The following is a 26,290-nucleotide window of genomic DNA, read 5'->3' as shown; positions in this document are numbered from 1 at the left end:
GTGTATTTACACACCATAACCGCCGTTGGAGTAGGACGTAATCTTGTTGTCCGAACCCTGGCTATCCTCGTTCGTATCTTTAGGCTTTACTTTGCTGCTTGTTTCCGAATGCTTCGGATGGTCTTCGGTACGATGATTCTCCGGCGTAATTTCTTTGTTTTCCACTTCTTTATTTTCATCATGCTCTTTGTTTGTCATATTAATTGCCTCCTGTTGTTGAATTGCCTGTTGGTATATTCGTTTGATTCCGGTACGTTTGTTGATTCAGTGAACGATTGTTACGGAAAACGCCATAAGCGTGATCGTATCGTTCATCCTCATCGACCAGTACCAGAATTCTACCTTCTTCTACATAACCTTCATATTGCTGAGCTTCCTCTTCTGGAATACCCAGTCCAATCAAGCCACCAACAAGACCGCCTGCACCTGCCCCAACTGCTGCACCTGCAATAGTCGCTGCAATTGGACCTGCCGCTAGAATAGGGCCAATACCTGGTATTGCCAGTGCTCCCAGACCTGCCAGCAGCCCTGCCGTACCGCCAAGTATACCACCTGTTGTTGCACCAGCAGCTACACCTTCTGGCGCTTTGGTATCGGTCTCGTCAGTAATCTGACGAAGCTCTTCGCGGTCTTTGGTAATAACGGAAATCTCATCTGAGTTAAATCCATGATGTTTGAGATCATTGATGGCACTTGATGCTTCGCGGTTCGTTTCGAATACGCCCACAATTTTCCTGTTCATTCCATTTACCTCCCTGGCAGAACCTGTTGAAGTATTTGTGTACAAAATATAGCCTGCAATCCTGTGCATAATCGTTGCATTCATACAGGCGTTACTATTCAATGTGTAAGGCTCTGTTATTGTCATTCAGCCTTTATTTGAGATGAAGCAGGATATCATTTCTATCCTTGCATTCGGTGAGAAGGCTGTTCTTGTATTTACCCGATATACTTCGTTGTTAAACGATTACATTGCCATATTCCTATCTTCGTTCCAGGTTTATTGTACATTTATTAGTTACGTGGTTTCACTCGATTGGTCGGCTGGGCGGCAAAGGGATCATCCGGCCAATGATGCTTCGGATAGCGCCCTTTCAGATCTTTTTTAATATCAAAATAAGCATGTTGCCAAAAGCTCTCCAGATCGCTAGTCACCTGTACTGGACGACTTGCGGGAGACAGCAACTGAATCGTAACAGGAATACGATTGCCGAGCAGCGGCGTACTTGTACAGCCAAACATTTCCTGTAACCGCACCGCGATAAAGGGACGCTCGGGATCACTATAATCGACCGGGATACGCGATCCACTTGGCACCTGAATATGAGTAGGCGCCAATATATCCATCTCCTGACGCTGTTGCCAACTTAGTCGATTCAACAGCAGTTCGCCTGCCTGTAAACGCCGCAGATCAGACAACTTGCGAACCGTATCCATATATGGCAATAGCCATTCGTCCGCTTCCGCTAGTAAAGATTCATCGTCCATCGCGGGATACTGATCAGGTTGAACCACATGCATCAATGCCAAGCGCTGACGCAATTGAACCGCTGAACGCGTCCATTGCAATAGATTCAGTCCCCGCCCATGCGTACGCAGCGCTGTCAGAAGTGCCTGCTGGACAGTTTCTACCGCTGGATGAGGATCATTCACTTCACGCAATACAATCGCACCTAGCCGCGTAATGCGCTGCGCGCGGATACTTTCACGTTCAGCATCATAATGAACTTGCGAGACCTCTTCCATATGATGTTCATGCAGACGACGCAATTGATCTTCTCCTACGACAGCCGCCAGCAAAATGCGACTATCACTGCCATGATCGTCCAGTTCGGCAGCTACAATATACGCCGCTGTCTGTAAATAACTGGCTACTTGCGAACGATTACCGATCTGCGCCCCACGACCGATACGCAGTCGAAAACGCCCATCGCCCCGATTTTGCCCGATCCGGTCAGGGTACGCGAGAGATAATAATGCACCAACCCACAGTTCGATCTGCTGATGATCCGTCTGTTTATCGTCAGGTTGATTGTTATGCTTATTATGACTCGCAGTATTGGGGTGAAATGCCCTGTTTACATGTTGATGCTTGCTAATAGGTTCATTTCCTAGAGATGTATGCGATGTATTTGCCAGAGATGCATGAGATGTGTTTGCTAGAGTCGTATTTGATGTGCCTTGCTTGTACTCTACTGCTAGTTGTCGATATTGTCGCAGGAAACGTGTGCTCCATTCTTTGATTCGCTCCAACACATACTGATCTATCGTATGATTGCCTGCTCCGTGCAAAGCTCTAACGCGATCAACCAGATCAATACCCGCAGATGGTGGCAAAATATCACGTTCCTGCAATAAAGCAGCCATCTGGCACGCTAGCTCTACATAAGTCGGTTCTACCTCTCCTGTCCGCAGTATCATATGCGTTAGTCGCGGATGGCTCCCAAGTGTAATCATTCGTCGTCCATGCTCCGTAATACGTAGCTGTTCATCCAGCGCTTCCAGCTGTTGCAGCAGGTGTTGCCCTTGCTGATACAGATGAGCAGGTGGCGGAGTTAACCATGCCATCTCCTCCACATGTGTACCCCATGCCGATACTTCCAATGCCAGCGGTGTCAGATCACTTTGTAGCATTTCTGGGACCCGTTCAGCTGGCAGTATACGATGTTCTTCTGCACTCCATAAGCGGTAACATACTCCAGCTGCCTGTCTGCCAGCACGTCCGCGGCGCTGATCTGCGGCATCGACAGATACACGACGTGTTTCCATTTTCTCCATGCCCGTAGCAGGAGACAACACACGGGTACGCATCAATCCGCTATCTATTACGATACGTACTCCATCCACCGTTACGCTTGATTCTGCTAGCGATGTGGACAGAATCACTTTACGGCGTCCAGCCTGTCGTTGGCGTACCGCCTGATCTTGCTGCTCCGCTTTCAACCCTCCATGTAACATAACAATATCCGTTTGTGCTAACTGTTCATGCCCTGAACGAAGTAGCTCCTGCTGCGTACGTCGTAGTTCTCGTACACCGGGCAAAAAGACAAGCATATCTCCATCATGCTGCGATAACGCTTTTCCGATGACTGCCGCAACCTTCTGTTCCATATATGCACCGGGACGATTATACAGGTTAAACGCCGACTCGCCTGATTCATATATCGTATCCACAGGAAAACTACGTCCAGTACTGATTAATACAGGCGCATCGTCCAGCAGCCGCGCCACAGGTTCTGGATTCATCGTCGCCGACATAATCAGTACACGCAGATCATCACGCAAAAGAGACCTGCTCTCCATCGTGAGGGCAAGTCCCAGATCCGCATGTAGATTGCGCTCATGAAATTCATCAAAAATAATAATGCCTGCCTGTTCCAGCGAAGGATCTTGCTGCACCATACGAGTCAGCACACCTTCAGTCACAACTTCAATACGCGTCCGCTCGCTCACACGCGTATCCAGTGCCACCCGGTATCCAACCGTCTGTCCAACCGATTCACCAAGTGCTGATGCCATATAACGTGCCGCCGAGATCGCCGCCAATCTACGCGGTTCCAGCATAATAATGCGCCGTCCATCCAACCATGGCTCATGCAGCAGTGCCAGCGGAATACGCGTCGTCTTCCCTGCTCCCGGTTCAGCAATGAGCACCGCTGTACCGGATGTATTCAAATGATGCAGCAATTGTGGAATCAGCGCATCGATCGGTAAAGAATGAATATCTGCCAATGCAATAGTTCCTTTCCCGCTCGGTAAATTTTGGGATTTCCAATGTATATCACAATATCATCTATACCATTGTATTTTTATAGCCTTATAGCTCTACATTCTACATTCTACATTCTACATTCTACATTCTACATTCTACATTCTACATTCTACAGCCCATGATTAACCGTTTATCCACTATTGTATAGTGAAAATAGCCAAAAATATTTACAAACGAATCAAAACCTACAAAAACCAACTTAATCCGTTCGCCAGCTTGCTCGTCCTCATAAACCAGTCAATTTACGGCGAATGTTGCTCTCGTATCTGCCGTAGGATGGATTGCTATTCCAATCCTGCTGAGCTGCCAGCATATTCAGTCGTAATGTCTTCTCATCCAACCGTTTACGTAGTTCACGACGTTCGCCATCATGCTGACAAGCTGCAATCAGATCGGTCAGCGTCAACATCTCCTGTCGTAAACTTAATTCTTCTGGAATCAAATTCGCATGTTTCATTACTTTATAAGCAGAGCGCAATTCCGCCGGTACATGTGACAAATCTTCCAGCTCCAGCGGCTTGCCTTTGCCGGGCAAATCGTCAAACTCGCCTTTTCTCATTGCCTCTTCAATCTTCTGATCCGCCAGCCATGACAGCATAAGCGTCACCTTCCTTTGCGTTCTAGCAATGTAATGTACTGTTTACTATATCATACTGCTTCATTCCAATAATCAACAGAATGAAAAAGCCGAACGATTCTCCTGCCAATAACAGGTAGAACGTTCGACTTATAATTAGTTATGTGATGAAACAATTGTATAAAGGATTCTCCGCTTCAGAACGGATTATGTTTATGCCAGTCAGACAATGTCCATTTCAATCATTATGATATACATGTATTAGCAACACACAGTAACAAATCAATCAACAAAGCAGTGATTCTGCGCCATCGATGACAATCTGTGCTCCTGTAATATGAGAAGCTTCGGATGAAGATAAGAATGTAACCAGATCCACTACATTGTCGACCGAACCGGATTGCCCTGCTAATGGCTGACGTCCATTCGGGAATTCGATTGGAATGGCAATCTTCTCCACCAGTTCATTGCGTTCGGTACTTTGATCAATATTGGTAGAGATCGCACCTGGACAGATCACATTGACTCGAATACGGAATTGCGCCAGTTCCAGCGCTGCCATTTTGGCAAAAGCGACCTGCGCTGCTTTGGACGAACTATACGCTGACATCCCGAAGCTAGCAAATGTCGTGTTACCATTGATGGAGCTAGTAATTACGATGCTACCGCCCTGTTCTTTCATATAGGGAAGCGCATATTTGACAGTCAGAAAGGTACCGCCCAGATTCGTATTAATAGTACGCTGCCAGTCTTCGTAACCAATCTTGTCAATCGGTGCTACTGTTCCATTGATACCCGCATTGGCAAATACGATATCCAAACTGCCAAAATGTTCCGCTCCTTGCTGTACCGCTGCCTTAACCTGTTCTTCATCAGCAATATCAGCAACAAAAGCTTTGGCAGAGTCAGGATACACATGATTGATCTCATCCTCTGTCTCACGAATGCGCTCTTCGGATACATCGCAAATAATTACTTTTGCACCATGAGCGGCAAATCGGAGTGCGCTTGCGCGGCCGATTCCTGAGCCTGCACCGCTGATAAAGGCAACCTGTCCTGCAAAACGCTGCGGATTGATGGTTTGTTCCATATTTATTTCACTCCTTCGGATGAGTTAATGGCAAATGCTAATTATCTCGCTCCAACAATTACCCCAAACCGTTACCATTATAATCACAATCCTACATAATTGAACGGTATTTAAACGAAAATGATCAATGATTCACAGCAAAAAGCCGGATCGGTTAGTAAAATTCCCGATCCGGCTTTTCAACTTTTCAATATGCTATACCTTATCTGTTGGTTGACTGCTCCATCCAATCTAGCAAAATCGTATGAAAATGTTCGCGATCCAATGGTACTGCGATCACCCAATCACTTTCCTGACGATTCAGCTGCCTTACAATCCAATTGGTATTGTCATCTGCTAATAGTACTGCGTGCTGTCTTGACCAGCCTTCTTCCGTCCAGCAGGCAAATTGCAATTCTGCATAGAGACGATTATCGGCAATCACACCTGCAAATAGCCCTGCTCCTTCTTCATCGCCAGTCATGGCAAATAGTTCTGTAGTCATCTCTGGCAAATATAACAAGTCTCGCAGATGCACATGCTCATCAAACCATTGTCTCGAAAACGATAATGCTGGCATCTCCGCAGCTGGATAACAATTTAATTGTAATGGCTGCAATACCAGTTCATCTGCCTGCTCCAATGCACCAGCGCGTTCCATTTCGTACTGACCACTCATACCTGCGGCAGGCTTAATCTCAAAAATTCCATCTTTATTTAAATAGTAATGCGTTTGTATCACCGGTTCTTGTTCGTTGGCTGGAAAACTGCACCGCAAGCAACAACCGCATGTATACGCAGTAGCAAAAACAGACTCTGAATCGCTAGATGGTGATGAGGCAAGCAGCTTCTCCAGTTCGTTTCCGCTGATATAGCCTTTTTGTAACAGGGATACACCCACCTGTTTCAGCCCATTCATCCATTCTTCTCCCTGATCTGGTACAGATGACGGATGCAAACCCGATAAACGGCTGAATCCCATCGTACCCGCCAGAAAAGAAAGTTCCTTCTCCGTCAGCATCAGCTTTTTGCCATTTAAAACGTCCAAGGCAAACATATGGCGGATGTTCTCCCTCCAATAATGACATGTAAGCTTTTATATCTATATAAAAGGGCATTCACGTTCATCAAAAATAGTTTTATGGTTCTTATTTCCCATTTAAATGTAGCACTATAGACTTATTTTTGTCAATTATTTTCAAATATTTCTCTATTGTTATGTAGTGTTCGCATATATTTCTGTATTTCAAATGAAAGTTAACGTTATTAATCATGCCATGTTTATGAGGATTTGATGTCTTCTTGATCAAAAAAGAACAATGTTTTAGGTGAATATCAGGTTCTTTTAAGTTTTCTTTAAGGAAAGGTGATTACAATAAACTCAAGTTAGCGGATAGGTAGTACCCCCAACCCCAAAGGAACAGCGACATTGGCTTTACCGTTAACTGTGAATTATTTATCATACTAATGAGGTGATTAATAGTGAAAACGACAATTCTGTTAGAGGACAAAATGGTGCCCGTTTACTTTAACGCCGATAATACACAGCCAGTATCCAAATTATTGCGATTGCTGCGCAGAACCCTTGAGAGTAAAATTACAAACGGCAAAAAGATGATTAAAAACTGTTTGAACACTGTGATCAGTATCGAGGTTATCGGCTCCGAAGCAATTCTGCATACTTACCGTGAAAGTGATACGCTTGCATTATCGCTTTACTGAGTTAGATCAAAGAAAGAACATACGTATTACGTTGCATTGACGGGCCTGGGAACCGGACTGATTTTCCGCACGGCCCTTTCTGTTTTTGAGTGAATAGAGTCAACCTACATAATAAGATAGGATGCAATTCCAATGCCGAATTTCTGTCAATCCATCATAGGAGCAGGAATTCGGCATTTTTATGTCAAACTATCAATTATACGTAAAATCTATGTTACTATGGAGACATACCGAATGAAGAACAAGTTAACTTTAAGTAATTTGGTGTCTTTTCAAAAGAAATAACCGTAAAGTTATCTCATAACCAAAAAGTTAGTCTGTATCAAATGTATATTATGTGCTATAATAAGTTTACAAAAGAGGTGATATAGATGGATACATCAATGCTTTGTCCCCGATTTGAAAAAGGGATGCAGATTTTAAGTAAACGCTGGAATGGTCTGATCATTTATCAGTTGTTGAATGGTCCCCAACGCTTTTGTTCGATCCAGTCGTCGCTTCCTGTAAGCGGTCGTTTGTTATCAGAGCGTTTGAAGGATCTGGAGCATGAAGGAATGGTTGTTCGTCATGTCTATCCGGAAACGCCTGTACGCATTGAATACGAATTAACTTCCAAAGGTCTGGCGCTGGAAACCGTAATTCGCGGCATTCAGGATTGGTCCCAAGATTGGGTTCAACCAGCTAGCCAATGCGCAGATACCGAATATAGTGAAGTTGCCAAATAGCAGAAACCTGCCACAATAGAAATAACCGACCTTCCTTAGGGAAAGTCGGTTGTTTTGCGTTAGTATGAGTTGTTGTGATCTTACTCTTCGTATGCTACATATAAAAGGGATCTGCGATTGCTATAGATCCATCATAGATAACATCATCATACGAGATACGAGCGATTCGTTGCATAAGGTTCAGTGGTTGGATTAGGCTGCTAGTGTTGTGGCAGGATGCGATCGCTAGCTGATCAGTGTTTTGGATCGGCCGGCTTCGATTTTTTCCGCTCTGCGAATACGAATAATGAACAGCCGCAACAGATTCGTACGTGTATGTTCATCCGCCTCCCGACCGAGCTTTTCCAGTATAAAACGATCAATAGACATGCCTGCTCACCCCTTTATTCAGTCGCCAAAGTATTCTTTCCGGCAAATGGTTGCCAAAATGTTCCGGTATCCATTAATAACCTTTTCCCCGAAATATTAAACTGTTTTATAGGTTACAATAAGGTTAAAACAGTCCTATTTTTACAGTCTATTTGCCGTCTTGCTTGTGAGCCATACTATAGACTATGGACTTACTTACCGGGTGTAAAACGCTCTGCTTGACTATCCGAAGGATATTGAATACCTGCCGGATAGCAGATCAATTCGATCACCATTCCCCATGGAGTACGACCATATACAAACATATTGCCTTCTCCACTCTCAATGTCTCCCGACAGTGGTGACGGCGTGCTTAACAATTCACCACCTGCTGCTTCAAAACGTGCAGTAGCCTCATGAATATCGTCTACATAAAATGCTGCATGCTGCAACCCATAATCGCTCGCAAGCGCAGGACGCTGCTGATGCGTATGCACAAATTGGAACAGTTCTATGCCTGCACTGTGACCGATACTCAGCATGCGAATACGAAGCACTTTAGTTCCTTGTGGCAAACCCAATTTCTGTTCAATTCCACTGCCTTCCTGCGGGGCATCCTTTTGTCCGATATTTTCGTATGCCAATTTCGCGTCAAATGCCTGTTCAAAAAACAAAGTCGCTTGTTCGATATTAGGTACGGTAATCCCAATATGATCAATTCCTCGTGTCATGCCTATCCACCCTTTCGTCTATTTGTTTTATGTTTATGTTATCTGCTTGAAATCATGCATATGGGAACAACAGAAATACCAGCAGTGCACGCCCGTACGATGGGATAGCACTGCCGGTATACATAATATCGCAATACGATGTATAGCTATGTCCAACCAACCTAAAAATAGTCTATTTGGTGTTGGTATTGTGATTCGTGTTTAGGTGTTGACCTTGTTATTACTAGTTAAAAGAAATCACGGTATTGATGCTGTACGCTGATCCAGCGGGTGCGGGTAAATTTGTCGATTGCCCAGTCGCCGCCAAAACGACCGACACCGGATGCCTTCTCACCGCCGAACATGACATGCGCTTCATCGTTAACAGATTGGTCGTTAACATGAATCATACCAGTCTCCATCTGTTGTGCCACCTGATAGCCACGATCCAGATTGGTCGTGAATACAGAACCGCTCAATCCGTATTCGCTGCTATTCATAATGCGCAGAGCATCCTGTTCGTCTTTGGCGCGAATCAGTAAGGCAACAGGACCAAACAGTTCTTTTTGGGCAGCTGGATTGTCTTCTTTTACTTCGCTCAGTACAGTTGGTTGCAATACGCTACCGTCGGCTTTGCCGCCATACAGCAGTTTTGCGCCATGCTGCTGCGCTTTGTCGATCACTTCCAGCAGGCGTTCCACTTCTTTTTCATGAATAAGCGGACCGACAACTGTTTGTTTGTCAGATGGATCGCCATATGGTAATGCTTTCACTTTGGCTACAAATTTATCGGTAAATGTATCGTAAATGGAATCGTCGATAATGATTCGGTTCAGCGCCATACAAATTTGTCCTTGGTGGAAAAACTTGCCGAATGCCGCAGCTTCAACAGCGCGATCAATATCGGCATCGTCCAGTACAATCATGGCATTATCGCCACCTAGTTCCAGCGCGACGTCTTTCAGATTCTCACCCGCCAGTTTACCAATACCGCGTCCAACTTCAGTTGATCCGGTGAAGGAAATCAATTTGGGAATTGGATGTTTGACAAACGCATCGCCAATCTCGCTACCACTGCCGCTTACGACGCTAAGTACACCTTTTGGCAGACCTGCTTTCTCAAAAATATCAGCAATGAGCAGCCCGGCAGTAATCGGAGTGTCTGAAGCAGGCTTGATGACGACACCATTACCGAGAGAAAGTGCCGGAGCTACAGAACGCATACAGAGATGAAGCGGGAAGTTCCATGGACCGATCATACCGATTACGCCTTTGGCTTCACGAACGACGCGATTTTCTTTGCCTGGTGTATCGGAGCCAATAATCTCGCCTTTCGCCCGGTAAGGGAAGGAAGCGGATTCTTCAACAACACGACGCGCTGCCATCCATTCACGTTCTGCCTTGATCCGTGTACTACCGGATTCGGTGATTAGTAGCTCTACAATTTCGTCTTTGCGCTCGTCGATTTGTTGAACGGCTTTGTACATGACCTGTGCACGTACGCCTGGTGCGGTCTTCGCCCATTCTTGACCTGCTGTATGAGCTGTTTTATATGCTTTATCCAAATCATCTTCACTGGATGCTTTCATTTCTACTAGTAATTCTCCATTGTATGGATTGATATTTTTGATCGTTTTATCCGATGTGCCTTCTACCCACTCACCTGCGATAAACTGCTTGTTCCATTTTGCAAATTTCGATTGTACCAGTGTCATGATGTCATCCTCCTTTAAAGTAAGTCCACACGATGCTCTATCTTTATCTGCTAACCGATTAAATAACTATAAGTTAGTACATTACCATTTTAAAAGCACCTGGGTATCCTTTACCCGTATATTACGGAAGACAAACAGCAAGAGGATGATGAGAAGTTGAAGTGGTATAGTGGTACAATGAGTAGCATAAATGACATGAAAATTTCTAATAATGGAGCGGATCAGGTTTGAATGTTTGGCATATACGTACATTACGTACCCTTCATCCGCTTGCCTGGACAATAATTATTGGCACATTATTTGCAAGGATGTCCACGTCCATGAGTCTGCCATTTCTGGCAATTTATTTGACGACTACGCTTGGGGCAACGCCAACGGCTACCGGTGTGACGGTTGCGGTGAGTTCATTGGTCGGCGTTTTTGCCAGCTTTTATGGTGGGTATGTATCGGACAAAATAGGTAAACAGCGCGTCATGCTAATCGCGATTGTGTGCTGGACCATTGTATGGATCGCGTTTGCCGGAGCGACGGCGGTGTGGATGTTTTTCGTATTGAATATGTTGAATGGGATATGTCGTTCGTTGTTTGAACCAGCGTCACGGGCATTGCTGTCAGACGTAACACCGCCAGAGCAGAAGGTACTCGTATTCAATCTGCGATATACGGCGGTCAACCTCGGCATTGTAGTCGGACCGTTACTTGGCGTATGGATGGGTTCAAGCACTTCGGGAACGGCTTTTCTAGTAGCAGGCGGGATATATCTGATCTACTCTCTTATTCTCGTACTGCAATTTCGGCGATATCCTGCTATTGCGGTTGCACAGAAGGGCAATCAAGTATCTACGACCATCACTATGCGCAAGGCTATGCAGGCAGTATATCAAGATTCGGTATTCCGCTATGTACTGCTCGGAATGATCTTTGCGGTACTTGGTTATGGGCATCTCAATTCTACCTTGCCGCAATATATGGCGCTGTTGCCAAATCTATCAGCAGGTGAAGGCAGTCGTTGGTTTGCTTATATGCTCACGCTGAATGCGATAACGGTGCTAATGATTCAATATCCGTTAATCGGCTATGTATCACACTTCTCTCCGGCGGTATCGTTAATTACAGGCAATGTACTGATCTGTATCGGATTGGTGCTGTACGGGATGTGTACATCGTTGACTGAATTTCTGATCGTAACGATACTGTTCACGATGGGGGAAGTGTTGTTGTTTACGATGATGGATGTGTTTATTGATCGCATTGCACAACCGGAATGGAAAGGCACGTATTTTGGTACGATCGGGTTTAACAATCTGGGCAATGTACTGGCGCCGATTATGGGTGGCATGCTGCTGGATCGTCTGGGAGCGACGCAAGGTGTGTTTATTTTCCTATGGCTGGCGATTGGTTGCGCACCCGGTATTCCGTTGTTCATTGCTGCTTATCGTTATCTTCTTGTACGACAGCAAAAAGAAAGCAGCTGAGATTCAGCTGCTTATTGTCATTTCTGCGGCAACGATTTCCAGAATCGGCTCCTCGTTCCAGCTATTGATAAAAGAGTACACCGATGCATCATCCAGCGTCTGCTGCTCTAGCTCACCTGCTTGTACATCGTTTAACAAACGTTCGCGTAGCAGCAACCCGCAATATTGGATCGGCAGCGTCCCCATGCCGCCAATCTCCTGCCCTGCTGAACGACGATCCCATACCGACAGCGTTTGGTGAAATGTAAACACCGCTTTGCTGCCGCTATCGGTTGTAAAATATACCTTCGCCTCGTCCATTAACAGCACGACCTGTTCGATGATTCCATCGACTAACGGCACATCGCCAGCGAACAGGTCATTGCTGATTCGGTTTTTCTTCATGTCGAAACTCCTCATTTCCCTAAACTCACTTCTTTTCTCTCATTCTCTCTGTTCTATTACAACGCACCTTTTTCTTCACCCGCAACGTGGCTAACGAGTAATGGGAACCATTCAGACAATTGGTAAAAGCGGAAGCCTGCATTGTATGCTTTGGATGTATCCATAACCCATGAATCCGGTGCAGCAAATGGTGATTGCTCTGATTCCTCACCTTTACTGGATACAACCGCTTTACAGCCCGTTTCCTGTTCAATCAGATTGATCGTTTCCAGCAAGCTCAGTTCGCCGTCAGAGCGTGCATTGACTGGACCTGTTAGCTCAGAATCCAGCCCTAACCAGTATAGAAATTCTGCTGCTTCTTGTTCATGAATATAATTCATCACGGTATCGGGATTGGAGATCACAATCTTCTCGCCGCGCAGTATGCGTCCTACATGGAAATGGAGTCTTTTCGTATAATCATTCGGTCCTAGCACAATGGGGAAACGTACAGCTGCCACTGGAAAATCTGCCTGCTGGAAAAAGACAGCTTCTACCTGCCGCTTGCCTTCTGCATAATCAAGCTTGGCATCAGGATCTGGATCGATATCATAATGATACGTATCCACCTGCTCCTCAGACAGCGATGTACTGCCATAATCGTAAACGGATAGTGAAGAGGTAACGACATAACGCCCTACTTTACCAGCAAATATACTCACTGCTTCACGCGCTTCCTGTGCGTTATAACAAATATTGTCATATACGATATCATACGTTTGACTACCGATCACTTCACGCAATGCGTTCGCATCGGTACGATCCGCCACCAATCGTCGCACCTCATCCCCAAAATCGTCTGTGGTCTGACCGCGTGTCAATAGTGTGACATCTACTCCCTTGTCCAGCAGCAATTCCACCAGATCTTTACCAAAAAAGCGTGTTCCACCGAGTACGAGTACATTTGTCATTGATTTGCATCCTCCCTGTTCTGATCAGCATACAATAGTGATTGTCTATTGGCTTATGCTATTCCTTCTATACAAGGTAAACGAATTATGGCTGCATTAAGATACGCATGCAGTAAAAACGTGTTATTGTGGTGCCAGTTCCAATTGCTTATGTGCTTTCCAGACTAGCGTTACCATCAGAATGTACACAACCAGATTCAGCACTACATACATTAGACTCAGCACGCCAGTTACGACTGTCCAAGCATTCGGCTGTGTAACATCGGCAAATAACCCAGTCAGTAGCGCCAGCACAATCGTCACCTGACAGTAGATAAATAAACGCCAGCGCTTTTGCGCTGTATCTCGCAAATCTGGTTGCAATTGATGATCCGCCATCTGCGAGATGCCAGTACATAGATGATAGATCATATACATTTCCGGCAAAATAACGACTACCGTTAGTACGGTTCCGAGCAGCGACTGATTGGTCATGCCATTACCAGCAGGGATCAGCATCTGAACGATGGATAATACCATCAGAATCAATGCCCCCCATTTTCCTTTACCCAGTATCGGAGATAACGTCTGCATTTTGGTAAATCCAATAAAAAATAACAAATAGCCAATAAGTAATGGTAGATGATCAATCCAATCACCCGTCAATCCCGACACACTAAAGATTGAAGTGATCAGCCCTAATCCCCACTGACACAAAAATCCCCAGAAAAAATACAAAAAGCTCATTCCTGCTCCCCTTTCTTTTCTCTTCTTTTCCGTGCATATGACTCTGTTATATACCTCATTCATCTCATAAACCGTCATAAACCCGATCAAATGCATGGAATTGCTATGCAGTTATAGCAAGAGCATATAACAGAGGATCACAATGCTGAACTTTCTTAGTGTACCACCGCTTGAGCGGTTTTCCAAAAGCAAAACATAACCGCCCGGTTTGCACGGTTTTGGCTTCGTTATCGTTCCATACTATGAAATGGTATAGCCAAAACGTATAACCACATTACGACAGGATCATGTAATATCATAAGCAACCACAGCGATCACATGCTGAATCGCTATCACATTCATATCTCAGGAGGAATTAATTATGCCAAGAGTACTTAGCAGCAACCTCGGTTACCCACGTCTCGGTGAACATCGCGAATGGAAGAAAACACTGGAAAGCTATTGGAGTGGGAAAAGCGACAAAGAAACGTTCTTATCCACAATGAAGGAATTGCGTCTGAATCATCTGCGCAAGCAACAGCAATCCGGCATCGACCTGATCCCGGTTGGCGATTTCTCATATTATGATCATGTACTGGATACAGCCGTCACATTCGGTCTGGTGCCATCCCGTTTCGGTTATAGCGGCGGCGAAGTGACATTGGAGCAATACTTCGGTATCGCCCGCGGTACGAAAGACGCAGCAGCTGGTGAAATGACAAAATGGTTCAATACGAACTACCACTATATCGTACCGGAACTGAGTGGTCTGACTCCGCAATTGACGGAGAACCGTCCGTTGAAGTTGTATTTGGAAGCGAAGCAAGAGCTGGGTATTGAAGCGAAGCCAGTCATTCTCGGTCCGTATACGTTCCTCAAATTATCCAAGGGCTACGAAGCTGACGAATTCGCTAGTTGGCTGAACAAACTGGTTCCACTGTATGCACAAGTATTGAGCGAGCTGAATCAAGCTGGCGCAAACTGGGTGCAGATCGACGAGCCATCGTTGGCACTGGACGTATCCGCTGATGAATGGGCACTGGTGCAGGAAGCATACACCCAGCTCAATGAAGCTTCCAAACAGACCAATTTGCTATTGCAAACGTATTTTGAAGGTGTGGACGGATTCGGGAAATTGATCGATCTGCCGGTACAGGGAATTGGTCTGGACTTTGTATACGGTCTGGAGCAGAATCTGAATTCCCTTGATGATTGGGGCTTCCCTGAAGATAAAGTAATCGGTGTCGGTCTGATCGACGGTCGTAACATCTGGCGCTCCAATCTGGAGGAGAAGCTGGGTCTGATCAACGTGATCGCTCAAACGGTATCCCGTGACCGCATCTTGTTGCAACCATCTGCCAGCCTACAATTTGTTCCGGTAACAACGGTTCACGAAACGTCGCTAAAGCCAGTATTACGCGATGCACTTGCCTTTGCCGATCAGAAGCTGGAAGAACTGGCGCTGCTAACTCGTGCTGCCAATATTGGCGGAGCTGCTGTGCAATCGGAATTGGATCAAAGTCGTCAAGCCGTATCCCGTCTTGCTTCTTCCGAATGGCGTACAGCGCTGGAGCCGGATTCGCAGCAAAGTGCTGATCGTAATGTACACTTCGACGAGCGCCGCAGTATCCATGATGAGAAATGGAAATTGCCTGTGCTGCCAACTACAACAATCGGAAGCTTCCCGCAAACGGTAGAAGTGCGTCGTGCTCGTCGTCTGTGGAGAACCGGTGAATGGACACCAGAACAATATGAGCAATTCGTACAAAATGAAATCCGTGAATGGATCGATATTCAAGAGGAACTTGGTCTGGATGTACTGGTGCATGGTGAGTTTGAACGTACCGATATGGTTGAATTTTTCGGTGAGCAGCTAGGCGGATTTGCTTTTACCAAAAACGGCTGGGTGCAGTCGTACGGTTCCCGTTGCGTCAAACCGCCCGTTATTTACGGCAATGTACATTTTATCGAGCCAATGACGGTCAAAGAAACGAAATATGCGCAATCATTAACTTCCAAGCCGGTAAAAGGCATGCTGACCGGTCCGGTAACAATTCTCAACTGGTCGTTCGTTCGTGACGATATTGCGCGCAGTCAAGTATCATATCAAATTGCGCGCGCGATCTCGGAAGAGATTCTGGCGCTCGAAGCTGCTGGTATTGAGATGATTCAGGTGGATGAGCCAGCATTGCGTGAAGGTCTGCCACTCAAACGTTCCAAATGGCAGGAATATCTGGATTGGGCCGTTGGCTCCTTCCGTCTCTCCACTGCTGCGGTGAAAGAAACGACCCAGATTCATACGCACATGTGCTACTCGGAATTCCACGATATTATCGACGCAATTAAAGCGATGGACGCAGACGTGATCTCGATTGAGACATCACGCAGTCACGGCGAGCTGATCTCTTCGTTTGAAGTGCACGGATATGACAAAGGCATCGGTCTTGGTGTATACGATATCCATAGCCCGCGTGTACCGGCAAAAGAAGAAATTGTACAATTGATTGAGCGCGCCCTGCGTGTTCTTGATCCAAAGCTGTTCTGGATCAATCCAGACTGCGGTCTGAAAACACGTCAGCATCCAGAAACGGTTGCTGCCTTGAAGCTGATGGTTGAAGCCGCTCACGATATTCGCCGTCAACTCGGTCAGGAGCAAGAAGTGAACGTATAAGTTCATCGTTTTGATGAATGCAGGTATGCTATGATTGGTTATGAATATAAAGAAATCGGCAGCGACTGTTTGAGTCGCTGCCGATTTTTCATTCTAGTATCCAATTTGTGCACTATCCTCGCCATGACTCTATTCATCATACAAAACGTACGCTATTTCTGGCTGCATCACCGTAAAACCTGCCATTTGACGTAGCTGGTAGCGAATCGGAGCGCTACCAGCCATCATGATGATATTGCGCACATCGCTGTTCTTTTCCACTGGCAATTGAAAGCATTGCACATACGCAAACACTTCACACAATGTTGTATAAATCGCATGAAGCCGCCTATCATTCGGTCCTCGCCCGATCAGATTCATAATGATATAACCGGCATCATGCAGCTTGCTCCGCATGAGATACAGACATTCCAGCGAAACGAGATGCAGAGGCGTCCCAGTTTCGCCAAACGCATCCAATACGATCCCATCATAATGCTGATCCGGCTGCATCGACAAAATGCCGCGCCCATCTCCGATCAGAATATGTTCCGCGTTACAGCCAAAATATTTTACACTCAGACGAGCTACCTCTACATCCAGCTCAGCAATCTGTACGTCACGATCGGCAAAATAATTCCCTAGCGTACCAATCCCCTGACCGATAATGTATAGCCGCTCTAGCTCCTGCACATTATGTTCCAGCAGATGAATAATCGCACGCGGATACTCAAAGACGATCCGCTGTGGATCATTGAGATCAAGCGCTCCCTGCACATCTGCATTGGCAAATTGCAACACGCGAAAATGACCCTTTTCCTCATAAAGTCGATCCGTTTCGTACACAATAATCTGCTCATACGCACTGGATTGACGATGTAAAATATTCACGACGGCTGTCTCCTTCGCATAACAAGTATAGGATATGTAGTATCCAGTAAGATAATATCCAGTTAAAACTGCTGTTCCAGCATCATAAATGACGTAGTTAATACAAAAGGTGCATCACTGAGCATATCAGCAAAGGCACCTTCTGTTCCAGTATATTTGATTTTGCTGACATATGTTCCATTACGATTGTACCGGTTCTCTTGTCCGCCATACATACAGCAATAGTCCAACAATCGGGATCAAGCCGATCCACGCCAAGCCTGCGGGCTGACGCTGCATACGCTCATCCACATGAATCGCATAGACAGATACTATCGTCAGAATCACAAAATCAATCGTCATCGTATGCACAAATGCCGATGTATCAAATGCCTGGTGATACGCCGCTCCATGACCGCCAAGCAAACCATATCCCATCACAAACACAGTCAGTATTAGCAAAATCCAATGCGTAGCCGCCCCTTCGGTGCTTCGGCGAATCGAATCTGCTGTACGGATGCGGTGAGTACGTTCTCCCCATTTTCCAGAAGCAGTTACAATAAAATACGGCAACAAAGCAAATGCACCGAGCGCAAACGATCCGATCACAAACGGCCACGCGGGCACTACACGATCATCCGTGCGCAGCAGCAGACACGCATACGATAACGGAAATAAACCGAGCAGCGTGAACATCGCCAGCAAGGACGGCTCATCTGATTGCAAAGTTAGTAAAGATCGCAAGTACGGATCAGGACCGACGGTGTCCGGTGCCAGTAAAAACGCATATCCGATAAATCCAAGCCAGACAATCAGCAGTACATAGCGCATGTACGTTCCTCCAATGTGTTTGATACACGACCTTCTTAATAGAAAGGTAGATTGAGCAAACAGCTAGATAGTTTCAGCAAATACGTATACTGCCTTTATTAACCTGCATGTATTAGCAACCAATCACTGGATTTGAATATCGTTTCCTACCTATGTTGATGTGAAGGATTACCATTCTGTATCGCTACAGATCGATAATATATTAGCGAAAAGGAACCGTAATCAGATACCCGGTGTAATAGAACGTCTCCCGTAATAAAAATGGGATTTTACTGCTTAGACTGGTATAAGCAGATGTTGTCGTTGGCGAGGAGTGGGCTTTCAGTCCGTCGATCTTCGCCATCAGCATCGCCCGCTTCATATGCAGTGGATCACTGACGATGGTCAGCTTTTGCAATTGATGTGCGCTGGCAATAGTGGCAGCATGCTGGATATTTTCCGAAGTGTAACGAGATGTAGTATCGGTGTAGATATCGGCGGCTTTTACGCCTTTACTGATCGCATACGTACGTGCTACTTCCGCCTCGGACGGTTGTCCATCTTCATCTGTACCACCGGTAAAGATCAGCTTGGACGCCAAGCCTTGTTGATATAGCCAAATCCCATGATTGATACGTTCGCGGAATACAGGCGAAGGCTGACCGTCAGTTACGGCTGCACCAAGCACGACCGCAGCATCTGTTGTCGCCACCTGATTTTTATCCGCAAAGTTCCAAATGGAATAAGCAGAAAAGGCAAACAATGCGATATAAGCGATCAATATAGCGATACATACGCGCATCGCCAGTCGAGTGTAAATCTGTCGTTTGTGTTGAGTCGATTCAGGCATGATTGATTCTCCATAACAAATGTATTGTTGGAATGACCGTCGATCCTTCTACGAAAAGCTGCACATGGATCAACGAAAACAGTCCCTATGTATTATCCGGCATTTACAACAAAGTTGCAATTCATGAGTAGGATAACAGTGCATAGTGGACATAATAAAGCGACGATCCGAAAGCCGGAACGCCGCTTGCTATTGCTATTGCTATTGCTATTGCTATTGCTATTGCTATTGCTATTGCTATTGCTATTGCTATTGCTATTAAATAAAACCATTGGCTGTTCACTTTACACAGCGTAATGACTAGGTTGATGGTTTATCGCTAATATTTTATAGCGTATAGATCTCCTGATTGCGTGCCAGAAACTCCTGACGGCGGCGGTTCTGGTCGATCTGGCTGCGCAGATAGCGTTCGTTCAGACCGTTGCGTGCAAAGTCAAAGTCCGCTCCACTTGCCGCTTTTGCCCGATCAATGACCTGACCGAGATGGTAACTGGCGTGCTCTACCAAATGATAAATATCGTGCACATGATCTGGCTGAATACGCTGCGGATGCTCCAACAGACGATTGACCGATTCAGTCCACGAAGCCAGCTCTGCATCCAAGCGTGCAATTACTTCTTCTGGCTGTTCATACGTATCGGGAAAGTAATGGGAAAAGCCAGATGGCAGCAGACTTTCTCGTTCATTCAGACGAAGTACACTGCGATGAATATGCTCGGCAACATGCAGTACAATGCCACCGGTTGTATTGGCGCCGGGATAAGGCTGTGTCCATAGCTGTTCCTGAGTCATATGTTCCAGTGCAGTCTTGCATTTGTTACGGTACAGATCACACATTCGATGAACAGAAATCTCTACAAATAGCGGGCCAAACTGGGCATTTTCCATTGTCTTTCCTCCTTGTAAGTAAAAGTATGTTCTCAGTGTACACCCGGATTCTGTTCCTCGCCAATGTCTATTTTGTGATCTTTGTTTACATGAATGTTACCAATTTGTTGACAATTAATTGGATGAACACGGAATGTGACATGATGATCTAAAAATAAGGAAGAGTAGGTCTGTACACGTTTCTGTTATTTTATACTCTATCCCTCATCATGAATGTTAAAATATACCAGTAAATACTTCACAAACTATTATGATACGGAGGCTCACACATGAACAATGTACTTCGTCAAAGTTTGCTATCGGCACTGACTATCTTGCTGATGTTTGGTGGAATCTCGTTATTCGCTGCCCCAACTTCTGCTGCTACAGGCTTTTATGTAAACGGTACCAAACTATATGATTCTACTGGTAAAGTCTTTGTGATGCGCGGGGTCAATCATTCGCATACGTGGTTCAAAAATGATCTTAACGCTGCCATCCCTGCTATCGCCAAAACCGGTGCGAACACCGTACGTATTGTGCTATCGAACGGCGTACAATATACCAAAGATGATGTGCAATCAGTCAAAAATATCATTTCGCTCGTCAATCAGAACAAAATGATTGCTGTATTGGAGGTGCATGATGCTACTGGCAAAGACGATTATGCTTCACTCGATGCTGCCGTCAATTACTGGATCAGCATCAAGGATGCGCTGATTGGCAAAGAGGATCGCGTGATCGTCAATATTGCTAACGAATGGTACGGCACATGGAATGGCAGTGCCTGGGCAGACGGTTACAAGCAGGCAATTCCCAAGCTACGCAATGCCGGAATCAAAAACACACTAATTGTCGATGCCGCTGGTTGGGGACAATACCCGCAATCAATCGTTGATTACGGTCAGAGTGTATTTGCCGCCGATACGCTGAAAAATACGATTTTCTCCATCCATATGTATGAATATGCTGGTGGCACGGATGCTATCGTCAAGTCCAATATGGAAGCTGTACTGAACAAAGGTCTGCCGCTAATCATCGGCGAATTTGGCGGACAGCATACGAATGGCGATGTGGATGAACTGGCAATTATGCGCTATGGTCAGCAAAAAGGAGTAGGCTGGCTCGCTTGGTCATGGTATGGCAACAATAGCGATCTGAGTTATCTTGATCTCGCTACCGGTCCGAACGGTACATTAACTACATTTGGCAATACGGTAGTGAACGATACCAATGGCATCAAAGCAACATCCAAAAAAGCTGGCATTTTTCAATAACGATTCTGTTTTGTTGGATCAACTATTATCCGATCACACGTATAGATGGTGATCGGATCGTGCATACTTGATATTCGGATTCCACTCAAAGCTGAAATGAAAATAGAATCTTCCTCATTTGTTTTCATTCCCATCCCCTGTTGATGTATCGACAACAGGGGATTTTGAGATGAATGGGACATTGATGATCCATTTCTACACCCATTTCGTAAATCATTGGTAAATGTACACAGACAATTGCCTACCAATCAGGCTATAATAGACAGGATTGATTTGTACATATTATTTGTACCGGACAAAAGGAGGCTCATGATGAATATCCATCCACTGGATAACAGCCATGCCGAAGCATACCGCCAGCTTCGATTAGAGGCACTGGCGCAGTATCCGGAAGCATTTGCTTCTAGTTATGAAGAAGAACAAGCATGGCCGCTTGATCGGTTCGCCCGTCGGCTCGGCACAGAAGGACGCGTGACGCTTGGTGCCTGGTTTGAACAGGAATTGATCGGCTCGGTGACGCTCATTCCACAAAGTAAAACCAAACTCAGCCATCGTGCCAATATCGTGGCGATGTATGTCAAACCGGAGCAGCGCGGCTCAGGCATCGGTCGTCGGTTAATGGAGGAAGCGATTGCACAGGCACGCCGCACAGGTGTGATTGAGCAGCTGTATTTATCCGTGATGGCACATAACGAGCCTGCCAAACGCCTATATATGGCACTCGGCTTTGAAGCATATGGCAAAGATTGGCGAGCACTCAAGATCGATAATACGTATCATGATGAGGAATTAATGGTGCTTTTTTTGTAATCGATAACATATACATTATCTTTTCATAAATACAGCAACAACCGGCGATTGGACAGATATACTGTGTCCACAGATTGCCGGTTTTTTGGTATGTAAATGGATCATCTAAGGCTAAGTATGATCTATTTTGCAGTATAGCCCATGTGGTACTTCCGTTAATACACATCGTCATTTCCCATATATTATATATTTATCTTTTTATTAGAAAATCACTAATTTTCATATGATTTTAGATGCAATTATGACGGTGTTTTTTAAACAACGACTATGATAATTTATAAATCAGAAAGCGCTTTCAATATTTAAAAATTCATTATAAAGGAGAATATTATGACAAAACGCAGGTCCAAATCGCTTCTCTCCTTCACGATGGCTGCTGCCTTACTCGTATCGCTGCTGCCTTCCTTTGCTTCGGCTGCAAGTACCGAGGAACAAGTTCCTGTACAACCAAAAGCAGCCGCTGTTAGCGTGCAATCGTATGTCGATGCTATGCAGCCGGGTTGGAATCTAGGCAACTCGCTCGATTCTGTCGGTGCAGATGAAACGGCATGGGGCAATCCGCGCGTTACACAGGCTCTTATCAAACAGATCGCTGCTCAAGGCTACAAAAGTATCCGTATTCCAGTCACCTGGGACTCCCATATTGGCGCTGCTCCCAACTATACGATCGATCCGGCTTATCTGAATCGTGTGCAAGAAGTGGTTAACTGGGCATTGAACGAAAATCTGTACGTCATGATCAATGTGCATCATGATTCCTGGGTTTGGATCAGCAAAATGGAATCCCAGCATGATACCGTACTGGCGCGCTACAATGCTGTCTGGAAACAGATTGCTGACCGCTTCAAAAATACCTCCTCCAAGCTGTCCTTTGAAAGTGTTAACGAACCACGCTTTACCGATGGTGGTACTACAGACGAAACGAAGCAACAACAATTGCTGGACGAACTGAATGTATCGTTCCACAAAATCGTACGTGCTTCTGGTGCACAAAATGCAACCCGTCCACTCGTTCTGTCAACACTAGAAGCATCGCCAACGCAGACTCGTATGACCGCACTGTACAACACTATTTCCAAACTGGGTGACAGCAATATTATCGCTACTGTCCACTATTACGGCTTCTGGCCATTCAGTGTGAATATCGCCGGTTACACCAAGTTCAATAGCGAAGTGCAGCAGGATATTACGACGACTTTTGACAATGTGTACAATACATTTACCGCAAAAGGCATTCCGGTCATTCTTGGTGAATACGGTTTGCTCGGCTTTGATAAGAGCACTGGCGTCATCGAACAAGGTGAAAAGCTAAAATTCTTCGAGTATATCGGGTATTACACCAAGCAGAAGAAAATCGCTACTATGCTATGGGACAACGGTCAACATTTCAGCCGTACTGCCTTCACGTGGTCTGATCCTGAACTTTTTAATATGATCAAAACAAGCTGGACGACACGCTCCGCTACTGCCGAAAGTGATCTGATCTATGTTAAAAAAGGCACAACCATTCAGGATCGCAAAATCAATCTGAATCTGAATGGCAATACGTTCTCTTCTTTGAGCGCAGGTAATACCATTCTGCAAAAAGGCACGGATTACGACATCAGTGGTAGCATGCTGACAATCAAAGCAGCACAACTGACCAAACTGGTCGCTTCGGGTAAATTGGGAACAACCGCTACATTAACTGCCAAATTCAACAAAGGCGCGGATTGGAAATTCAAAGTAATCCTGTACAGCACACCAACATTGAGCAATGCACAAGGAACGACTAGCTCGTTCAGCATTCCAACGCAATTCAATGGTGACCAACTGGCAACGATGGAAGCCACTTACGCTTCCGGCGGCAATGCTGGTCCACAAAACTGGACTTCGTACAAAGAATTCGAGACCGCTTTCAGCCCGAACTATAGCGGCAACAGCATCAAGCTGCAACCAGCATTCTTTAATGAAACGCAGGACGGCGTCGTCAATCTGAAATTCTACTTCTGGAGCGGCGAAACCGTAACGTACAAAATCACCAAAAATGGCAGCACTGTAACAGGTACGACTTCCTAAGCAAGCGATGTCTGTATCGACAGTGTGGCTGCTTTAGCTTATGTTCATCTTAGAATATGTATGTGCTGTATAGCATCATTACTTGAGATCAGTACGAACATCCAATGTTATGCAGCAAGTCATACAACAATTTATGCAGAAAGTTATGCAGAAAAAAGATCGCATTTATTATTAAATGCGATCTTTTTTGTTTTACTGCAAACTATACATTTCATAAGCGCATAAGCAGATGATAGCGCGTTATCCTTGAGGAGTCAGGAGTAAAGATTTACGATTTACGATTTACGATTTACGATTTACGATTTACGATTTACGAGATACCGAGATATTCCTTCAATCCGTCGACGATCGCTTGTGCTACCTTATTCTGAAAGTCGTCCTGTACGATGATCGATTCTTCCGTTTTGTTGGTTAGGAAGCCGATTTCCAGCAGCGCTGCGGGCATCGTCGTTTTGCGGATGACGACGTAGTTTGCTTGTTTGGAGCCACGATCTTTGAAGCCGGTCGCTTCCAATACATGCTTCTGAATAATGTCGGATAGTTTTTTACTACGCGCTGTATCAGCGTAGAATGTTTCTGTTCCGCTGGCGTTTATATTCGGTGCGGCATTGCCGTGAATCGACAAAAATACATCTGCATTCGCCTGCTCAGCAATTTTCACCCGATTGTCCAGCGGGATAAACGTATCATCGGTACGCGTCATGATGAGATCGATTTGCGATTCTTTTTTGAGCAGAGCGGCAACTTTGTTGCCGACTTTCAATACGACATCCTTTTCTAATACGCCGGTGATGCCAACGCCACCGGAATCCGTATCACCGTGACCGGGATCAATCACGACTACTTTTTTCCCGTTGGTACCGATCGGTTTCGTATTGCTGCTAGTGTTCAGATCGACGAAGATCAGATTGCCCTGTGCATATGTTGTGTAGGGCTGACTTTGATACAAGTCGATCACGAGACGCACCTGTGCTGGCGTTGTGCTGTATATAGAATAGCGAATTTGTTTGACAACAGTCGAATTAGGGACAGCGAGCGTCTGCACATCACCCTGCTCCAACACTTTTCCTTGCAAAAACTTATCGCTGAATGTAGCACCCGGCAGATCAATAACAATTCGATTCGGATTCGTCAGCACCGAGCTTTGCGGCTTGATTACGGCATTCGCCGAGATCAGCAGACGGTTATCGCTAAAGCTGACCGCATCTACCTGCGGCGTTGCCGTAGCAGCACCATCGTCCGTTGTATCGCCATCATCATTCATACCGGGCATAGATGACATATTACTTTGCAAAGATACGGTTTTGGAAGCATTGTCCCATTGTACGTCCAGCCCCATCTGCTCGCTAACGAACCGCAGTGGAACGTATGTAACACCGGATTGAATAAATGAAGGCTGATCCAGTGTAACCGTACCATTCGAGCTATCTGCGGTATTCATGCCGATTGTCATGGCAATCCGCGATGCCCCATTGCTTACAGTTACTTGCTGATTACTCTTATTCCAGATTACCTGATAGCCGAGGTTTTCTGAGATGACGCGCACTGGCACCATCGTGGAACCGTTAACGGTCATGACGTCTTTTGCTCCGGTCAGCGTCTGATCATTCAATATAATCGTTGTTTGCGTAGATTGCGTTGCAGCGGATGCAGGCAATGGCATGCTAAACAGTACTAGCAACAACAAAGGTAACAACCATTTCCTTTTTACGAGTAGCGGATATTGCAGAGACGTGAGCATATTGTCATCTTCTTTCCTGTGAATTTGAACGATGAGGATATCCTGTCCAGTTGTATGTATTGCAGCATTTGTTAAGTTAGACTCATCCTTGTTGAAAAAGTTTCCCACAGGCAAAAAATATACACTATGCCAATTCATTTGCATAGTGTATATCCAAAAAATTTATGATTTGTTTATGATTTTGCTTGAATAACTTGAATACTAT

Annotated in this window: 24 protein-coding genes; 7 read left to right on the top strand and 17 right to left on the bottom strand. The window is 45.4% G+C overall.

Annotated features, from left to right (window positions below; genetic code table 11):
* Window positions 1–6: 6 nt before the first annotated feature.
* The 6 genes from ACE3MZ_RS10070 to ACE3MZ_RS10045 all read right to left on the bottom strand — a co-directional run bounded on the left by ACE3MZ_RS10070 (window position 7) and on the right by ACE3MZ_RS10045 (window position 6,475).
* Window positions 7–198, bottom strand: a complete 192-nt coding sequence (locus tag ACE3MZ_RS10070) for a hypothetical protein (RefSeq protein ID WP_411346298.1) — start codon at window positions 196–198, stop codon at window positions 7–9.
* Window position 199: 1 nt separating this feature from the next.
* Window positions 200–742, bottom strand: coding sequence for a general stress protein (locus ACE3MZ_RS10065; RefSeq protein WP_411346297.1), 543 nt, complete (start codon window positions 740–742; stop codon window positions 200–202).
* A 272-nt stretch (window positions 743–1,014) separates the two neighbouring features.
* Window positions 1,015–3,732 carry an ATP-dependent helicase HrpB gene (gene hrpB / locus ACE3MZ_RS10060; RefSeq protein WP_411346296.1) on the bottom strand — a complete coding sequence of 906 codons (2,718 nt, stop codon included), beginning with the start codon at window positions 3,730–3,732 and terminating at the stop codon, window positions 1,015–1,017.
* Between the two features lie 266 nt (window positions 3,733–3,998).
* Window positions 3,999–4,370, bottom strand: a complete 372-nt coding sequence (locus tag ACE3MZ_RS10055; protein WP_411346295.1) for a DnaJ family domain-containing protein — start codon at window positions 4,368–4,370, stop codon at window positions 3,999–4,001.
* A 265-nt stretch (window positions 4,371–4,635) separates the two neighbouring features.
* Entirely contained in the window at window positions 4,636–5,439 is an 804-nt protein-coding gene (locus ACE3MZ_RS10050; protein WP_411346294.1) for an SDR family oxidoreductase, read from the bottom strand.
* 202 nt (window positions 5,440–5,641) lie between these two features.
* Window positions 5,642–6,475 carry a hypothetical protein gene (locus ACE3MZ_RS10045; RefSeq protein ID WP_411346293.1) on the bottom strand — a complete coding sequence of 278 codons (834 nt, stop codon included), beginning with the start codon at window positions 6,473–6,475 and terminating at the stop codon, window positions 5,642–5,644.
* 425 nt (window positions 6,476–6,900) lie between these two features.
* Here ACE3MZ_RS10045 and ACE3MZ_RS10040 point away from each other — a divergent pair, with 425 nt between their 5' ends.
* Together ACE3MZ_RS10040 and ACE3MZ_RS10035 are read left to right on the top strand one after the other, a co-directional pair.
* Complete coding sequence (locus ACE3MZ_RS10040; RefSeq protein WP_367056988.1) at window positions 6,901–7,140, top strand: hypothetical protein; 240 nt, start codon at window positions 6,901–6,903, stop codon at window positions 7,138–7,140.
* Window positions 7,141–7,511: 371 nt separating this feature from the next.
* Entirely contained in the window at window positions 7,512–7,865 is a 354-nt protein-coding gene (locus ACE3MZ_RS10035; RefSeq protein ID WP_411346292.1) for a winged helix-turn-helix transcriptional regulator, read from the top strand.
* A gap of 225 nt (window positions 7,866–8,090) precedes the next feature.
* Here the strand turns inward: ACE3MZ_RS10035 and ACE3MZ_RS10030 are convergent, their stop codons facing one another.
* The 3 genes from ACE3MZ_RS10030 to ACE3MZ_RS10020 all read right to left on the bottom strand — a co-directional run bounded on the left by ACE3MZ_RS10030 (window position 8,091) and on the right by ACE3MZ_RS10020 (window position 10,638).
* On the bottom strand, window positions 8,091–8,234 hold the full coding sequence (locus tag ACE3MZ_RS10030; protein WP_411346291.1) for a hypothetical protein: 144 nt from the start codon (window positions 8,232–8,234) through the stop codon (window positions 8,091–8,093).
* Between the two features lie 191 nt (window positions 8,235–8,425).
* Window positions 8,426–8,944, bottom strand: a complete 519-nt coding sequence (locus tag ACE3MZ_RS10025; protein WP_411346290.1) for a VOC family protein — start codon at window positions 8,942–8,944, stop codon at window positions 8,426–8,428.
* Window positions 8,945–9,171: 227 nt separating this feature from the next.
* Entirely contained in the window at window positions 9,172–10,638 is a 1,467-nt protein-coding gene (locus ACE3MZ_RS10020) for an aldehyde dehydrogenase family protein (RefSeq protein ID WP_411346289.1), read from the bottom strand.
* Window positions 10,639–10,880: 242 nt separating this feature from the next.
* Here ACE3MZ_RS10020 and ACE3MZ_RS10015 point away from each other — a divergent pair, with 242 nt between their 5' ends.
* On the top strand, window positions 10,881–12,113 hold the full coding sequence (locus ACE3MZ_RS10015) for an MDR family MFS transporter (protein WP_411346751.1): 1,233 nt from the start codon (window positions 10,881–10,883) through the stop codon (window positions 12,111–12,113).
* Window positions 12,114–12,116: 3 nt separating this feature from the next.
* On the opposite strand, the gene ACE3MZ_RS10010 is transcribed toward ACE3MZ_RS10015, so the two are convergent.
* From ACE3MZ_RS10010 to ACE3MZ_RS10000, 3 genes are all read right to left on the bottom strand, one after another.
* The gene (locus ACE3MZ_RS10010; RefSeq protein ID WP_411346288.1) at window positions 12,117–12,497 is read right to left on the bottom strand and encodes a hypothetical protein; all 381 of its coding nucleotides are present in this window, start codon (window positions 12,495–12,497) and stop codon (window positions 12,117–12,119) included.
* 56 nt (window positions 12,498–12,553) lie between these two features.
* Entirely contained in the window at window positions 12,554–13,447 is an 894-nt protein-coding gene (locus ACE3MZ_RS10005; RefSeq protein WP_411346287.1) for an NAD-dependent epimerase/dehydratase family protein, read from the bottom strand.
* A 123-nt stretch (window positions 13,448–13,570) separates the two neighbouring features.
* Window positions 13,571–14,173, bottom strand: coding sequence for a hypothetical protein (locus ACE3MZ_RS10000; protein ID WP_411346286.1), 603 nt, complete (start codon window positions 14,171–14,173; stop codon window positions 13,571–13,573).
* 361 nt (window positions 14,174–14,534) lie between these two features.
* Here ACE3MZ_RS10000 and metE point away from each other — a divergent pair, with 361 nt between their 5' ends.
* On the top strand, window positions 14,535–16,823 hold the full coding sequence (gene metE, locus ACE3MZ_RS09995) for a 5-methyltetrahydropteroyltriglutamate--homocysteine S-methyltransferase (RefSeq protein ID WP_411346285.1): 2,289 nt from the start codon (window positions 14,535–14,537) through the stop codon (window positions 16,821–16,823).
* 129 nt (window positions 16,824–16,952) lie between these two features.
* Here the strand turns inward: metE and ACE3MZ_RS09990 are convergent, their stop codons facing one another.
* The 4 genes from ACE3MZ_RS09990 to ACE3MZ_RS09975 all read right to left on the bottom strand — a co-directional run bounded on the left by ACE3MZ_RS09990 (window position 16,953) and on the right by ACE3MZ_RS09975 (window position 20,220).
* On the bottom strand, window positions 16,953–17,693 hold the full coding sequence (locus ACE3MZ_RS09990; RefSeq protein ID WP_411346284.1) for a spermidine synthase: 741 nt from the start codon (window positions 17,691–17,693) through the stop codon (window positions 16,953–16,955).
* 180 nt (window positions 17,694–17,873) lie between these two features.
* Window positions 17,874–18,503, bottom strand: a complete 630-nt coding sequence (locus ACE3MZ_RS09985) for a hypothetical protein (protein WP_411346283.1) — start codon at window positions 18,501–18,503, stop codon at window positions 17,874–17,876.
* Window positions 18,504–18,705: 202 nt separating this feature from the next.
* Complete coding sequence (locus tag ACE3MZ_RS09980; protein WP_411346282.1) at window positions 18,706–19,332, bottom strand: YdcF family protein; 627 nt, start codon at window positions 19,330–19,332, stop codon at window positions 18,706–18,708.
* A 327-nt stretch (window positions 19,333–19,659) separates the two neighbouring features.
* Window positions 19,660–20,220, bottom strand: coding sequence for a DinB family protein (locus tag ACE3MZ_RS09975; protein ID WP_411346281.1), 561 nt, complete (start codon window positions 20,218–20,220; stop codon window positions 19,660–19,662).
* Between the two features lie 269 nt (window positions 20,221–20,489).
* Between ACE3MZ_RS09975 and ACE3MZ_RS09970 the strand changes: the two genes are divergently transcribed.
* From ACE3MZ_RS09970 to ACE3MZ_RS09960, 3 genes are all read left to right on the top strand, one after another.
* Complete coding sequence (locus tag ACE3MZ_RS09970) at window positions 20,490–21,476, top strand: glycoside hydrolase family 5 protein (RefSeq protein ID WP_411346280.1); 987 nt, start codon at window positions 20,490–20,492, stop codon at window positions 21,474–21,476.
* Between the two features lie 309 nt (window positions 21,477–21,785).
* The gene (locus ACE3MZ_RS09965; protein ID WP_411346279.1) at window positions 21,786–22,286 is read left to right on the top strand and encodes a GNAT family N-acetyltransferase; all 501 of its coding nucleotides are present in this window, start codon (window positions 21,786–21,788) and stop codon (window positions 22,284–22,286) included.
* A 330-nt stretch (window positions 22,287–22,616) separates the two neighbouring features.
* Window positions 22,617–24,344: a cellulase family glycosylhydrolase gene (locus ACE3MZ_RS09960; protein ID WP_411346278.1), complete on the top strand. Its 1,728-nt coding sequence runs from the start codon at window positions 22,617–22,619 to the stop codon at window positions 24,342–24,344.
* A 310-nt stretch (window positions 24,345–24,654) separates the two neighbouring features.
* Here the strand turns inward: ACE3MZ_RS09960 and ACE3MZ_RS09955 are convergent, their stop codons facing one another.
* Window positions 24,655–26,085: an N-acetylmuramoyl-L-alanine amidase gene (locus ACE3MZ_RS09955; RefSeq protein WP_411346277.1), complete on the bottom strand. Its 1,431-nt coding sequence runs from the start codon at window positions 26,083–26,085 to the stop codon at window positions 24,655–24,657.
* Window positions 26,086–26,290 lie beyond the last annotated feature (205 nt).

It is taken from the genome of Paenibacillus sp. WLX1005 (assembly GCF_046603685.1).
GTDB lineage: Bacteria > Bacillota > Bacilli > Paenibacillales > Paenibacillaceae > Saccharibacillus.
The sequence above is the reverse complement of the archived record's forward strand: the minus strand, read 5'-3'. Positions and strand labels throughout refer to the sequence as shown.

Excerpts from the sequence above, each read along its gene's own strand:
- ACE3MZ_RS10055 (WP_411346295.1), bottom strand. The coding sequence starts at position 4,370 with ATGCTGTCATGGCTGGCGGATCAGAAGATTGAAGAGGCAATGAGAAAA.
- ACE3MZ_RS09980 (WP_411346282.1), bottom strand. The coding sequence starts at position 19,332 with ATGCCTGAATCGACTCAACACAAACGACAGATTTACACTCGACTGGCG.
- ACE3MZ_RS10050 (WP_411346294.1), bottom strand. The coding sequence starts at position 5,439 with ATGGAACAAACCATCAATCCGCAGCGTTTTGCAGGACAGGTTGCCTTT.
- ACE3MZ_RS10070 (WP_411346298.1), bottom strand. The coding sequence starts at position 198 with ATGACAAACAAAGAGCATGATGAAAATAAAGAAGTGGAAAACAAAGAA.
- ACE3MZ_RS09975 (WP_411346281.1), bottom strand. The coding sequence starts at position 20,220 with ATGGAAAATGCCCAGTTTGGCCCGCTATTTGTAGAGATTTCTGTTCAT.
- ACE3MZ_RS10010 (WP_411346288.1), bottom strand. The coding sequence starts at position 12,497 with ATGAAGAAAAACCGAATCAGCAATGACCTGTTCGCTGGCGATGTGCCG.
- ACE3MZ_RS10005 (WP_411346287.1), bottom strand. The coding sequence starts at position 13,447 with ATGACAAATGTACTCGTACTCGGTGGAACACGCTTTTTTGGTAAAGAT.
- ACE3MZ_RS09955 (WP_411346277.1), bottom strand. The coding sequence starts at position 26,085 with ATGCTCACGTCTCTGCAATATCCGCTACTCGTAAAAAGGAAATGGTTG.
- ACE3MZ_RS10035 (WP_411346292.1), top strand. The coding sequence starts at position 7,512 with ATGGATACATCAATGCTTTGTCCCCGATTTGAAAAAGGGATGCAGATT.
- ACE3MZ_RS09970 (WP_411346280.1), top strand. The coding sequence starts at position 20,490 with ATGAACAATGTACTTCGTCAAAGTTTGCTATCGGCACTGACTATCTTG.
- ACE3MZ_RS09960 (WP_411346278.1), top strand. The coding sequence starts at position 22,617 with ATGACAAAACGCAGGTCCAAATCGCTTCTCTCCTTCACGATGGCTGCT.
- ACE3MZ_RS10000 (WP_411346286.1), bottom strand. The coding sequence starts at position 14,173 with ATGAGCTTTTTGTATTTTTTCTGGGGATTTTTGTGTCAGTGGGGATTA.
- metE (WP_411346285.1), top strand. The coding sequence starts at position 14,535 with ATGCCAAGAGTACTTAGCAGCAACCTCGGTTACCCACGTCTCGGTGAA.
- ACE3MZ_RS10030 (WP_411346291.1), bottom strand. The coding sequence starts at position 8,234 with ATGTCTATTGATCGTTTTATACTGGAAAAGCTCGGTCGGGAGGCGGAT.
- ACE3MZ_RS10020 (WP_411346289.1), bottom strand. The coding sequence starts at position 10,638 with ATGACACTGGTACAATCGAAATTTGCAAAATGGAACAAGCAGTTTATC.
- ACE3MZ_RS10025 (WP_411346290.1), bottom strand. The coding sequence starts at position 8,944 with ATGACACGAGGAATTGATCATATTGGGATTACCGTACCTAATATCGAA.
- ACE3MZ_RS10065 (WP_411346297.1), bottom strand. The coding sequence starts at position 742 with ATGAACAGGAAAATTGTGGGCGTATTCGAAACGAACCGCGAAGCATCA.
- ACE3MZ_RS09985 (WP_411346283.1), bottom strand. The coding sequence starts at position 18,503 with ATGCGCTATGTACTGCTGATTGTCTGGCTTGGATTTATCGGATATGCG.
- ACE3MZ_RS10045 (WP_411346293.1), bottom strand. The coding sequence starts at position 6,475 with ATGTTTGCCTTGGACGTTTTAAATGGCAAAAAGCTGATGCTGACGGAG.
- ACE3MZ_RS09965 (WP_411346279.1), top strand. The coding sequence starts at position 21,786 with ATGATGAATATCCATCCACTGGATAACAGCCATGCCGAAGCATACCGC.